The organism is Nitratidesulfovibrio sp. HK-II (assembly GCF_003402415.2).
Classification (GTDB): Bacteria; Desulfobacterota; Desulfovibrionia; order Desulfovibrionales; family Desulfovibrionaceae; genus Cupidesulfovibrio.
On sequence record NZ_AP036014.1, the window covers coordinates 1,858,280 to 1,870,602 of the forward strand.

Here is a 12,323-nt window from a genome sequence, read left to right on the forward strand (position 1 = left end):
CTCGTTATCGTTCGGAAACCGCGATTACCCGCATCGAAACGTATCGTTGGATTCGATTTTGAGCAATGCGTATGCAGCGCTTTAGATACTGTCGAGCGGGGCATCCGGGTGGCCCGGACCTGTCGGCAACACCCTGAAGCAGGAGGCATATCCATGGATATCAGCGTGATCGAACGCAAGGTGCGGGAACGTTTCGAGGCCGGATTCAATTGTGCCGAGTCGGTATTTCTTGTCGTCACCGAGGCGTTCGGCCATCACGCGCCGGAACAGGCGCGACTGGCCACCGCCTTTGGCGGCGGCGTTGGGCGGTGCAAGGAGGAGATGTGCGGGGCCGTCGCGGGTGGCGTGCTGGCCGTGGGGGCGTTGCACGGGCGTGACCGCGCCGGGGCCGATTGGGATACGGCCGCCGAGGTGGCGCGGGCAGTGCGCAATGACGCCCTTGCGACCTGCGGCAGCACGCGGTGCGCCGATCTCCTGCATGCCTTTGGCGAGCAGCAGGGCATGGCGGCCTGCATCCGGTTCACGGCCACGGTGGCGGGGCGCGTGGCCGCCCGGTTGCTGGAGGCGGAAGGTGAAGCGACCGCCTGTGATGGTCCCGGCGGTTGCGCCTGCGGGTGCTCTGCCTCCCGGTTGCCGGAAACCCCCCGTCGGCAAGGGTGACAGGCGGACTGATCGGGCCGGAGATTCAGGAGCTCCTTGATTCGGGACATTCGATCTTTGGCGCACTGCGCCGTCGTGTATGCGCTGTGCGCACGTGACCCTGCCGCGCAGACGGGCAGCGCGGCAGAGGGCGATGGCCGAACGCAAGCGGGGCGCTCGGAAAGGAGCGCCCCGCATCGTTTCGACAGTCACTTGCCCGGCTAGCCGGTAGCCTCGGCGTCTTCGCAGCCGGACATGGTGCACACCACATTGCGGCCGTTGGCCTTGGCCAGGTACAGCGCCCGGTCGGCCTCGCGCACCAGTTCCTCCACGTTGGCGAACGCGCCGGGGCGAAAGCCCGCCACGCCTATGCTCACCGTGGCCGAAAGCTGCACGCCGTGGTGCGTCACCCGGCATTGCTCGATGCGGTGGCGCAGCCGTTCGGCCAGCATGTGGCCTTGCGCCTCTTCGGTATGCGGCAGGATGACCACGAATTCCTCGCCGCCGTAGCGGGCCGCGAAGTCGGTGGCGCGGATGCCGTGGCGCAGCACGTCGGCCAGTTCGCGCAGTACGGCATCGCCCGCCTGGTGGCCGTACGTGTCGTTGATGGCCTTGAAGTGGTCCAGGTCCAGCAGCAGCAGGCTCATGGAGTGCCCGTAGCGGCGGTGCCGCTCGAACTCGGTGCGCAGCCGCTCGTCCAGGCTGCGCCGGTTGTGCAGCCGGGTCAGGGCGTCGTGGTCGGCCTGCAGCTTCACCTCGCGGTAGATCATGGCGTTCTTCAACGCCAGCGCCAGGTGTTTCATGGCGGAATCCAGCGCCTGTGCCTGATCCTTGCCCAGCGACTGGCTGCCGTCGGTCAGGATGGCCAGCGCCCCCATGGCTTCGGTCCCGGCGCGCAACGGCATCAGGATCACCCTGCCGGGCAGGGGGCCCGATGGGGGCTCCACGGCACAGCCGGTGGCGTCGACCACCTCCGCCATGCCCGGCACGTGGGTGACGCGGTAGCCCGCCACCGGCGCGTTGCCCAGGCGACGGGCCGATTCCAGCAGCAGATCCACCCATTCCACGTTCACCGGGCAGTCGGGCGAGGTGGCCACGAACAGCTCCGCCTCCAGCGCGCCACCATCGGCCACCGGCGGCCAGAAGATGCCGTGCACGGCCGATACGGGCAGCAGCAGCGCGAGGTCTTCGCGCACCTTGCCCAGGATGTCGGCCGGGTCCAGGCTTTCCGTGGCCCGGGTAAGAAAGGTGACCAGGAACGACAGGGTGTCGTTCTTGCGGGCCAGCATTTCCCGTTCGAGAAAAATCTCGCGCGTCATGCGCAGGATGTCGTGGTAGAGGTTGCGCGTTTCCACGGCGCGGCGCAGCACGTCCAGCACGCGGGCCCGGGTGAGCGGCGGCTTGATGACGTCGGTGAAGCTGCTGTCCAGCGCCCGTTCTATCTCGTCGCGCGAGTAGCCGGGCTCCAGCACCAGCACGCGCGGGACAAGGTCGAGGTGCTGCGACTTGCCTTCGCGCTGGCTGGCGATGGCGTTCCACGCTTCGGACGTGAGCCAGAACAGGCACGGGTCGTCGCGCTCCATTTCAAGGGCCGACGGCGCGTGTCCCGGAGGCAGGGCGATGATGCGGTAGTCGCTGCCCGCGTGCGCGGCCAGCAACCCCGCCGCGGCCTCTGAAAGGCCCATGGTCCACATGGTGTGCTGTTGTGTCTTCTTCATGGTCCGGTCTCCCCCCCCAGGGGTGTGCGGCATACGGTCGGTGTCCGTCTGTGTCGGCGTTTCGGGCTCCCCTGTTGCGAAACGCCGGGCAGGCGTCGAAAGCACGACGCTTGCACGCGGAACAAGCAAGAAGTGGTCCATGTGGCCTTTGGCGCGGTGTGGATGCACCGCAACACGGCGCGACGGCAAGGTTTGCCGCCTGCCCGGCGTAAGCGGGATGCGGCGGGAGAGCGCAGGGTGGATGCGCAAGGGCACGAGGGGCGCGCCTGCCGCGCGGGGCGGCGTGCCCGATGTTTCCGGTTGGTTTGACAGCCTCGACAAGTTGTGTCTTTGCTGCACCATGAGCACCAAGCGCGCCTGGGGCACCCTGCACCCCTTTCTTGAAACCGGCGACATCATGGGACGGCCCGTGGCCAATGCGGGCTTTCTGCGGGCGCTGCTGCGCGCCGACCCCTTTCCGGAGTACCATTTCTTCCTGCCGGGCCACGACGTGGCCAGGGCCACGGAAGTCCGCCTGCGCGAGGAGTTTCCCTCCATCGTCTCGCGCAACGGATTCAGGGTGACCACCCGCAACGAACTGGCGTGGATGCTGGCGCGCAAGCCCTACCACTGCTTCCACCTGTCCGACAGCGTGACGGACCAGCCTCATGTGGCCCGGCTGCGCAACGCGCACGCTCCGGTGCTGTTCCCGGTCACCGGGGTCACCCATTCGCTCAGCTACGCCCGCTATCCCGCACGGTTTCTGGCGCATCTGTGGCCGGGCACCACGGCGCGCGACGCCGTGGTGGCCACCTCCACCGCCGGGCAAACGGTGGTGCTGCGCATGTTCGAGCACCTGCGCCGCGTCTACGGGCTGGACGAGGAAACCCACCCCGCGCCGCATGTCGAGCGCATACCCCTTGGTGTGGACGCGAATTTCCTGAACGCCGCGTCCGGTGCAGCAACCGGTGCAGCAACCGGTGCTGCGTCCGGTGACGGCACGCCCCGAAAATCCGCCCTGCGCACCGGCATGCGCCAGCGGCTTGGCGTGGCCGAAGAACCGGTGCTGCTGGTTTTCGCGCGCATCGCCCACTATTCCAAGATGGACCTGCTGCCCCTGCTGCGCGCCCTGCAGCGCACCGAGGGCCTGGGCCTGCCCCGGGGCGGCTACCTGCTGGTGGTGGCCGGGTTCGTGAAGCCCGGCGACGAAACCCCGGCGCGCATCACCGAGCTTGCCGGGCGGCTGGGCATCCGCATCCGGGTGGTTCCTTCGCCCGGCGACGCCGAGCGGGCCGCGCTGTTCGCCGCGGCGGACATCTTCGTCTCGCCGGTGGACAACATGCAGGAGACCTTTGGCCTCACCCTCGTGGAAGCCGGGGCCGCCGGGTTGCCCGCCGTCGTTTCCGACTACGACGGCTACCGCGACATCGTGGTGCACGGCGAAACCGGGTTCACCGTGCCCACGCTGGCCCCCGTGGCCACGCCCGACGTGGACATGTTGGCCCCGGTCTTCTTCGACAGCCAGTACCACCTGCTGCTGGCCCAGCAGACCGTGGTGGACGTGCCCGCACTGGCCGACGCCCTGGCCCGCCTGGCCACCGACGCGGCCCTGCGCGCCCGCATGGGGGCCGCCGCGCGGGCGCGGGTGCTGGCCGAATTCACCTGGGACGGCGTGGCGGCCCGCTGGCTGGACCTGTGGGAGGCGTTGTGGCGGCAGCCCGCGCCTGGCGGCCATGGCGGATACGTCGTATCCGGCGGCGAAGACGGCGCGCACGGCGACGTCGATGCCGGTGCCGACGCGGAGGCCCTGCGCGAACTGCGCGAGGCCGTCCACCCGCTGCACATGCCCTACGCCGAGGTGTTCGGGGCGTATCCCTCCACGCTGCTCGACCGCGACATGGCCTTGCGCTGGACCCGCGCGGGTGAGGCCGTGTACCGCAAGCAGGAATTTCCCGTGCTGTACGCAGGCGTGGACCGGCAGGTACCCCCGGTCCTGCTGCAACGGATGCTGTTCGCCGCGCGGCGCCCTGCACCGGCCGGGCAGCTGCTGGACATGCTGACGGGCGAGGGCTTGGCTCGCGAGGCGGCCACCTTCCTGTTGCTGTGGGCGCTGAAGCAGGACCTGCTGGAACGGGCCGGGTCCGGCTTGGGCTCGTCAAACGGGCACGTCGGGCCAAACGGGGCAAACGGACAAGACGGGACAACGCCATGACCACCCCCCCGGCCGCGCTGCACTTCCATACCCTGCTTTCCGACCGGGGCGGGGCCACGCGCGTGGCCCGCATGCTGGCGCGCGGCCTTGTCCGGCGTGGGGTGGTGGTGCACCATACCTGCGAAATCCTGGACTGCGACGCCTGCAACGACGCTGGCGGCGACGACGCTGGCGGAGGGTGCGCGCAGGGGGTCGTCCCCGCCGCCGGGGTGGGCGGCTGCCTGCTGCCCGGCATGCCCCTGCACCTGCATTCCACGCTGGACTGGACGGCCTGCCTGCACTCCGTCGCGGCAGCGGGGCAGGGCGGCCAGCCTGTGCCGCTCATCGTCACCGTGCATGACTGCTCACTGCTCGCGGGCGGGTGTGTGTATCCCATCGATTGCGACGGCTGGGGCACGGGCTGCCCCACGCCGTGCCCGCGCGGCTACCCCGGCGCTGCCTCGTTGCAGGACAGCCGGGCGCGGGCCCTTGTGGCCGCCGCCCCGCTGCTGGTCAGCCCCTCGGGCTGGCTGGCGCGCATGGTGCGCGCCCGGTTTCCGGATATGCCGTGCGTCGTGGTCCCCAACGGGGTGGAGGCGGCGGGCGGCCCCCCGCCGCATGAGGCCCGCGCCGCGCTGGGCATAGCGCCCGACGCGCGGGTGGCCATCTTCGTGGCGCACGGCGGCGAGCAGGCCATGCTCAAGGGCGGGCACCGCTGGTTGGCCCTGTGGAACGAGGTGAAGCGCGCCGTGCCCGCCGCGGTGGGGCTGATGGTGGGCGGCGACGTGACCGAGCGCGACGGCGACCTGCTGCGCTGGCCCTACGTGGGCCGCGCCATGCTGGACACCCTGCTGGCTGCGGCGGACGTGTTCGTCTATCCCACGCTGGCCGACAACCATGCGCTGGTGGTGCTGGAGGCTATGGCGGCCGGGGTGCCGGTGTGTTCGTTCCGCGTGGGCGGGCTGCCGGAACAGGTGGAGGACGGCGTGACCGGTGCCCTGGCCGACGAAGGCGATTGGGGCGGCCTGGCCGCTTCGGTGGCTGGGCTTCTGGAACGCCCTCGGCTGGCCCGCACCCTGGGCAGGGCAGGGCAGGAGGCGTGGCGCGCCCGTTTCACCGTGGACAGGATGGTGGAAGACTACCTGAAGGTTTACGCCCGGCTGTAGTCGGCATCTTGCCGGACGCGGGCGCGTTCCGTCTCGTCGGCGTCCCGGCCCCCTTCCGCATTCCTGCCACATGCCGCAGCGCCTGGCGCCTCTGGCGCGTCTGGCGTATCGGGGATGGTCGCCGTGCATTCCCGCTCGGCATGGGCGCGGCCGTGCGCCAGTTCGCGCAGCGCATCAATGGCGAGCCGGGCCGTGTTGCGGTCCCAGAGCATCCAGATGTGGCTCACGGCCGGGGACGTGCGCAGGGTCCAGCCGGGCGTGGTCACGTGCAGCCCTTCCTGCGGCACCACCATGTTGTCGATGGGTGAGTACAGGGCCACGCAGCCCACTTCGGCCGGGGCCTCGCAGGCTTCCAGGTTGCGGATCAGCGCGCCCCGGAAGGTCAGGCTGCGCGCCAGGCTGCCCGCGCCCAGCCGGGCCAGGCTGCTGCCCTGGTGCGGCGTGCCCAGGGTTACCGCCCCGCTCACCAGTTGCTGGTTGGCGGCGTCGGCCAGCCAGCCCCGGATGAGCAGCCCGCCCAGGCTGTGCCCCATGAGCAGGGGCTTTTCGCCGGGGTGCGCGGCCACCAGGTCGCGCACCGCCTCGTCCAGTTCGTCCACCAGCAGCCCGAAATCGGTACGCCAACTGGAATAGCCGTGGCAGTACACCCGCGTGAACCCGGCCGCGCGCAGCCAGCGGCGGTACAGGGTCCATGCCGTGACGTTGTGGTACAGGCCGTGGACCAACAAGACAGGAGGCGTGACGGGCGATTGATCCGGCGCGGGCGGGCAGGGAAACGGACGGGGGCGGCAGCGCCGCCGAAACCAGGGGGCCAGCGGGTAGAACGCCAGGGCCAGCAACACCCCGGCCACGCTGTAGGCCACGCCCCGCAACACCAGCGAGGCGGGGGGCGTGGGGGCGGCGTCGCGGCGGGCGGCGCGGAAGAACAGCAGGTAGCTGACCGCGGCCACCGCAAGGGCGATGCACAGCGGCGCAAGCAGGTAGGACATGCACGGGCCTCTTCGGGCGGAATGCGGCGCGGGGGGGCATGCGCCCGCCGCCGCGCCGGGTTGTCTTGACGCGGTGAGAGTAGCCAATTACTGTTTACGGAACAAGCACCGCCGGGCAACGCCGTTCGCGTCGTGCCCGAGCCGTTGCGGCAGCAGGAAGTCCTGCCAGCCGCATGGCTTCGTCCCATCCCCGTTTCGCGGCGCATCTTCCGGGCCAGCCCGCCCTGCGCCGCCCACCCATGCCGACATCCCACCCGTCACGAGGTTTTCCCGTCCCATGTCGATGTCTTTTCTTCCGTCTTTTTCTGTCGCAGCCCGTTCCGCCGCCAGCCGCGCGGTTTCCCTGGCCGTGGCCGTGGCCGCGGTTGCCTGCTTCCTGACCCTTGCGCCCTTGTCGGCGCTGGCGTCGGACGACAACCCCGACAAGTCCAGTGAAAAGGGCAACCTTCCGGAGCCCCTGGAGGGCGCCATCTCCATGTTGCTCGCCGCCGTGGGCGACCGCAACGCGGCCTTCGGCAAGGGCATCGACCCCGCCGAACTGCGCACCCTGCTCGACTTCGCCATGCAGCCCGCCGCCGCCACCGAAAAGGCCCTGCCCGCCAAGCGCGACCCCGGCTACGGCATCTTCTACCGCAGCCAGATCGGCGCGCCGCTGGATAAGCTGCTGCGTTACTGCTACGACCCGGCCATTCCGCAGGAAGCGGTGTTTCCCGCGTCCATTCGCAGCAGCCGCTGGCAGCCGGGCAGCGACATCGTGAAGAACGGCGTGCGGCTGTGGGAGCGCGTTCCGGACCAGGGGCTTGCCGATGCCCCGCTGGTGCTGCACGGCGCGGAGCGCGAGGAAATCACCCCCGACACCTTCAGCGGCTGCTACTACGCCTACACCCTGAACCGCCTGCTGGTGCTCATGCGCCACGAAGGCCGGGCGGTGCTGGTTTCCGTGTCGCGGCAGGCAGAGCCTTCCACCGTGGGCCGCAAGGGCGCCATCGTGGGCAAGGACGCCGACTGGGAATACGTCTATTCCGGCGTGCCCGGCGCGACCACGCGCGGCATCAGCTGGATGGACACCTACATGTACGATTCCGCCACCATCACCGTGTTCTTCGAGGATCAGCCCGGCTCCAAGACCACCGGCTACGCGCTGTTCAAGTGGGTGAAGGCCGGGTGGGCCAACCTGAACGTGGTGCAGCGCAAACACATCCGCTCCGGGGCGGAGCGCTTTCTGTCCGGCTTCCGGCAGGTGCTGGAATCGGACCGGCTGCCCCCGGCCGAAGCCATTGCCGCGCGCACCGGCGAGTTCGACCGCATGAACGAGGACGCCCTGCGCACCGCGCTGGCGGACTACAGCGTGCGGCTGGCCGTGGTGGCCAAGGAGGATTCCGTCCTCTCCCGCGACGATTTCTGGAAGATCATCAAGGACGGTGCCTACGCCAACCATCTCAGCCGCGAGGAACTGGTCAGCGCGCTGCTCAAGAACTTCATGAAGGAACGGCTGGGCAAGCCCGCGCTGGGCTCGTAGCCGGGCCCGTTCTCCACGCCATCAACGCCCTTGGCGGCAACGGCAACGCGCGGCGCAACGTCGCGCGTTGCCTCGTTTCCGGCGAGCGGCTATAGTGCGCCCAGCGTGCGGCGCGGCCATCGCATCCCCGCGCGCGCATCGTTTTCCGTACCCCAACAGCAGGAACCGCATGTCCTCCTCAGCCAGCGATATTTCCTCCTCCCTTTCGGCATGCGCCGGGGACTCTTGCGAACCGGACGCTTCCGGACCAGACGTTTTCGGGCCAGACGTGGCCTGTCTGCTGGCGTCCACGGCTGGTGTCGTACCCGTGGACGACGCGGCCTTCGCCGCCGCCTACGAGGCCACCGGCGACGTGGACCGCGCCCGCCTGAAGACCTGCATCGCCCGGCTGCACGTGCTGTATGGCTCTGCGAGCGGCCTTGGCGCGGGCGACGTGCGCGAGGGCCGCACCGCCACGCGCTGGCGGCACGGCTTCACCAGTCTGGAACAGGCCTCTCCCTGCGCCTGGACGCTGCTGTGCGTGGATGCGTCGTGGTCCTCCGGCCCGCGCCTGCTGGCGGCATTGCTGCCCGCGCTGTTCGCGGGGGTGGGCAGCGTGGCCGTGCTGCGCGTGGGCGGTGGCGGGGCGTGGCCGCCGCAGGTGCTGGCGGCGCTGGAACTGGCCGGGCAAGAAGTGGCGGCCGATGCGGAACCCGCCGCAGTGCCCGCGTTGCTGGAGGCGCTTGCGGCTTCGGGCGGGGTAGGGGGCGCTGCGGGCCGCCTGCTGCTGCTGGGCGAGCATCCCGATCAGATGGCCGCCCTGGCCCGGGTGCAGGGGGTGCCCGTGTGGCGCGACGCACCTTCACCGACCATCGCGATTGCATCATGCGGCGATGGTATCGAGAATTCCGATTGTCCCGATGGTGCGGCCCTGCGCGCCGCACATCCCGACGCCACCTTCGTGGATGTCCCGGCCCTGCCGGAGTCCCTAGGCCGCGCCGTAGCCCCTGCGCCGCTCGTCCCCTTGTTTCCCCTGGCTCCCTTGTCCGCTGTCGCTTGCGCTCCGGCGCATGCCGGTGGCTGGCTGCCCCACACCGGGCTGGTGCTGGGTCCCGGCCATGAATGGTGCTGGATGCATCCCGGCCTGACCCCGGCCTGGTTTGCCCGGCGCTCCGTGGCCCTGCTGCCCGCGTCGCCTCCGCCCGAAGACTTGCTGCCCTGACTGTTCCTGATCGTTTTGGGCGGCACCCGCTGTTTACCCGCCCGTACAGTTCTCCGGTTTCCCACTCCCTCGCACGCCAATCCCCGGAGCCACCCATGTCCCACGCAGCCACCGGCGGCAAACGCACCCATCCCCGCGAGAAGGCGGGGCCGCTGCGCAACATCGGCATCATCGCGCACATCGACGCGGGCAAGACCACCCTCACCGAGCGCATCCTGTACTATACCGACCGCATCCACCGCATGGGCGAGGTGCACGACGGCACCGCAACCATGGACTTCATGCCCGAAGAGCAGGAGCGCGGCATCACCATCGCTTCCGCCTGCACCACCTGCGCGTGGAACGGCCATACCGTGAACATCATCGACACCCCCGGCCACGTGGACTTCACCATAGAGGTGGAACGTTCGCTGCGCGTGCTGGACGGCGCGGTGGGCGTGTTCTGCGCCGTGGGCGGGGTGGAGCCGCAGTCGGAGACGGTGTGGCGGCAGTCCGAGAAGTTCGGCGTGCCCAAACTGGCCTTCGTGAACAAGATGGACCGCGCAGGGGCCGACTTCGGCGCTGTGCTGGAGGCCATGCGCACCCGACTGGGGGCCGTGGTGGTGCCGGTGATGGCCCCGGTGGGGCAGGGCGAGGATTTCGAGGGCCTGCTGGACCTGGTGACCATGGAATACCTGTCCTTCGACCAGGCCACCCAGGGTCGCGAGTACACCCGCACCCCGCTGGAACAGGCCGCCTCCCTGCCCGACGCCCCCGACCCGGCGGCGCTCGCCGCCGCGGCGGCCTGGCGCGAACGGATGCTGGAAACCCTGGCTGAGGCGGACGACGCGTTCATCGACGTGTACCTGGGCGGCGGCGACATGCAGCCCGGCGTCATCCGCGCCGCGCTGCGCCGGGCCACCCTGGCCCGGCGGGCCGTGCCGGTGTTCGCGGGATCGGCCCTGCGCAACGTGGGCGTGCAGCCCGTGCTGGACGGCGTGTGCGACTACCTGCCCGGCCCGGACGAAACCGCTCCGGTGCTGGGCTACGACACCGCCGTGGGGCGCAAGACGGCCGTTCCCTCCGATCCTGACGCGCCGTTTTCCGCGCTGGTGTTCAAGGTGGTCATGGAGGGCAGCCGCAAGTACGCCCTGTTGCGGGTATACGCGGGCGCGGCCTCGGAAGGGGATGCCTGCCGCAATGTCACCCGCGAGAAGGATGAGCGCCTTTCCAAGCTGTACCGGCTGCACGCCGGGCGGCGCGAACAGATCGAAACCGCCGTGGCGGGCGACATCGTGGCCGCCGTGGGGCTGCGCTCGGTGCGCACCGGCGACACCCTGTCCGACCCGGCCCGGCCGCTGCTGCTGGAAAACATAGCCGGATACCGCCCGGTGATCTCGCTGGCGCTGGAACCCCGCAACACGGAGGAAGGGGCCAAGCTGGACGAGGTGCTGGAGCGCTTCACCCTGGAGGACCCCACCCTGGCCGTGGAACTGGACGAGGGCACGGGCCAGCGCATTGTTTCCGGCATGGGCGAACTGCACCTTGAAGTGGTGCTTGAACGCATGCGCCGCGAGTACGGCGTGTCGCCCCGAGTGGGCAACCCGCAGGTGGTGCACCAGGAAACCGTGCTTTCCGCCGCCACGGGCAGCGGGGAATTCGACCGCGAACTGGGCGACCAGCCCCACTACGGCTTCGTCGGTGTTTCCCTTGCCCCGCGCCCGCGCGACGAAGGCACCCGGGTGCGTTTCGAGGTGGACGTGCAGCAATGGCCCCGCCCGTGGGTGGACGCCGTGGAACAGGGCATCACCGACAGCCTGCAGAGCGGGGTGGTCAAGGGCTACCCGGTGCAGGACGTGGAGATCGCCGTCACCGAACTGCGCCGCCGCGACGGCGCGTCCAGCCCGGCGGGCTACCACATGGCCGCCGTGGCCGCCGTCAAGGACGCCCTGGCCAAGGCCGACCCGGTGTTGCTGGAGCCCATCATGTTCGTGGAGATCGGCGTGCCCGAGGCCCACGTGGGCTCGGCCATCGGCCTTCTGGGGGCGCGCGGCGGCAAGGTGGAGAACATGTTCGACCATTCCGGCCAGAAGGTGGTGCAGGCCCTGGCCCCGCTGCGCGAACTGTTCGGCTTTTCCACGGCCTTGCGTTCGGCCACCCAGGGCCGCGCCGGGCTGGTGATGCGCTTCGAGCGCTTCGACAGGATGGAATGAGGATCCCGCCGATGCGCATGACGGTAAGGCCGGTATGGCGCTTCATGCCCTGCGCGGACAAGGATTCGCGCCGATGACGTGGTGGACGAGGTTGCGTCGCTGGACACGTTTCCAGTACCTGAGGCTGGTGCGCCAGCCCGCGTCGGCCCATTCGCTGGCCGTGGGGCTCGCGGCCGGTGTGTTCGCGGGCTTTCTGCCCATCATCCCGTTCCAGATGGCGGTGGCCGTGACTCTGGCCCTTCCGGTGCGCGGCAGCAAGGTGGCGGCCGCGCTGGGTACGTGGGTTTCCAACCCGGTCAACGTCATTCCCCTGTACGCTCTGATGTACTGGGTGGGCGGGTTGTTCGTGGCCACCGACGCCGCCTTCGACCCCGCGCACCTCGCCATGCGCGACATGCTGACCATGGGGGCGGATTTCTTTCTGGTGATGTGCCTGGGCGGGGTGGTCATGGGCATTCCCGCCTCGTGCATCACCTACGTGCTGGCCTTTCGCGGGGTGAACGCCTACCGCCACCGCCGGATGATCAAACTGATGCGCGCGTGGCAGGCCCGGCAGCCGGTGGTGACGCCGGAGGCGGCGCAGGCCGCGCCCCCATGCGCCTTGCCGGGCGATGTCGGCGGGGGGGACAGCCCCAAGCCCCGCAGCCCTGCAGATAACGGAGACCGTTCATGACCGCCCGCAGCAAGAATTCCGGCAGAACCGACAGAACTGGCAAAGCAGGCAGCGCC

General features: G+C 69.9%; 9 protein-coding genes. 7 read left to right on the forward strand and 2 right to left on the reverse strand.

Annotated features, from left to right (window positions below; all coding sequences use genetic code 11):
• The first annotated feature begins 153 nt into the window (after positions 1-153).
• Positions 154-660, forward strand: a complete 507-nt coding sequence (locus tag RVX_RS07465; RefSeq protein ID WP_116305370.1) for a C-GCAxxG-C-C family protein — start codon at positions 154-156, stop codon at positions 658-660.
• A 200-nt stretch (positions 661-860) separates the two neighbouring features.
• On the opposite strand, the gene RVX_RS07470 is transcribed toward RVX_RS07465, so the two are convergent.
• A complete protein-coding gene (locus RVX_RS07470; protein ID WP_116305371.1) occupies positions 861-2,357 on the reverse strand; it encodes a GGDEF domain-containing protein in 1,497 nt (498 codons plus the stop codon).
• 340 nt (positions 2,358-2,697) lie between these two features.
• Between RVX_RS07470 and RVX_RS07475 the strand changes: the two genes are divergently transcribed.
• Positions 2,698-4,548, forward strand: coding sequence for a glycosyltransferase family 4 protein (locus RVX_RS07475; protein WP_116306445.1), 1,851 nt, complete (start codon positions 2,698-2,700; stop codon positions 4,546-4,548).
• Entirely contained in the window at positions 4,545-5,693 is a 1,149-nt protein-coding gene (locus RVX_RS07480; protein ID WP_116305372.1) for a glycosyltransferase, read from the forward strand. The genes RVX_RS07475 and RVX_RS07480 overlap by 4 nt, the downstream gene beginning before the upstream one ends.
• On the opposite strand, the gene RVX_RS07485 is transcribed toward RVX_RS07480, so the two are convergent.
• Positions 5,678-6,682 carry an esterase/lipase family protein gene (locus RVX_RS07485; RefSeq protein ID WP_116305373.1) on the reverse strand — a complete coding sequence of 335 codons (1,005 nt, stop codon included), beginning with the start codon at positions 6,680-6,682 and terminating at the stop codon, positions 5,678-5,680. The genes RVX_RS07480 and RVX_RS07485 overlap by 16 nt on opposite strands.
• 277 nt (positions 6,683-6,959) lie before the next feature.
• On the opposite strand from RVX_RS07485, the gene RVX_RS07490 reads away from it, so the two are divergent.
• The 4 genes from RVX_RS07490 to RVX_RS07505 all read left to right on the forward strand — a co-directional run bounded on the left by RVX_RS07490 (position 6,960) and on the right by RVX_RS07505 (position 12,267).
• Positions 6,960-8,201, forward strand: a complete 1,242-nt coding sequence (locus RVX_RS07490) for a hypothetical protein (protein WP_116305374.1) — start codon at positions 6,960-6,962, stop codon at positions 8,199-8,201.
• A gap of 268 nt (positions 8,202-8,469) precedes the next feature.
• The gene (locus RVX_RS07495) at positions 8,470-9,402 is read left to right on the forward strand and encodes a hypothetical protein (RefSeq protein ID WP_116305375.1); all 933 of its coding nucleotides are present in this window, start codon (positions 8,470-8,472) and stop codon (positions 9,400-9,402) included.
• Between the two features lie 95 nt (positions 9,403-9,497).
• On the forward strand, positions 9,498-11,594 hold the full coding sequence (gene fusA / locus RVX_RS07500; RefSeq protein ID WP_116305376.1) for an elongation factor G: 2,097 nt from the start codon (positions 9,498-9,500) through the stop codon (positions 11,592-11,594).
• Between the two features lie 73 nt (positions 11,595-11,667).
• Positions 11,668-12,267 (forward strand): DUF2062 domain-containing protein, encoded by a 600-nt coding sequence (locus tag RVX_RS07505; RefSeq protein ID WP_116305377.1) that lies wholly within the window; start codon positions 11,668-11,670, stop codon positions 12,265-12,267.
• Positions 12,268-12,323 lie beyond the last annotated feature (56 nt).

Bases quoted from the DNA above. Each gene is read 5' to 3' on its own strand.
- fusA (WP_116305376.1), top strand. From the start codon at position 9,498: ATGTCCCACGCAGCCACCGGCGGCAAACGCACCCATCCCCGCGAGAAG.
- RVX_RS07480 (WP_116305372.1), top strand. From the start codon at position 4,545: ATGACCACCCCCCCGGCCGCGCTGCACTTCCATACCCTGCTTTCCGAC.
- RVX_RS07465 (WP_116305370.1), top strand. From the start codon at position 154: ATGGATATCAGCGTGATCGAACGCAAGGTGCGGGAACGTTTCGAGGCC.
- RVX_RS07475 (WP_116306445.1), top strand. From the start codon at position 2,698: ATGAGCACCAAGCGCGCCTGGGGCACCCTGCACCCCTTTCTTGAAACC.
- RVX_RS07505 (WP_116305377.1), top strand. From the start codon at position 11,668: ATGACGTGGTGGACGAGGTTGCGTCGCTGGACACGTTTCCAGTACCTG.
- RVX_RS07485 (WP_116305373.1), bottom strand. From the start codon at position 6,682: ATGTCCTACCTGCTTGCGCCGCTGTGCATCGCCCTTGCGGTGGCCGCG.
- RVX_RS07470 (WP_116305371.1), bottom strand. From the start codon at position 2,357: ATGAAGAAGACACAACAGCACACCATGTGGACCATGGGCCTTTCAGAG.
- RVX_RS07490 (WP_116305374.1), top strand. From the start codon at position 6,960: ATGTCGATGTCTTTTCTTCCGTCTTTTTCTGTCGCAGCCCGTTCCGCC.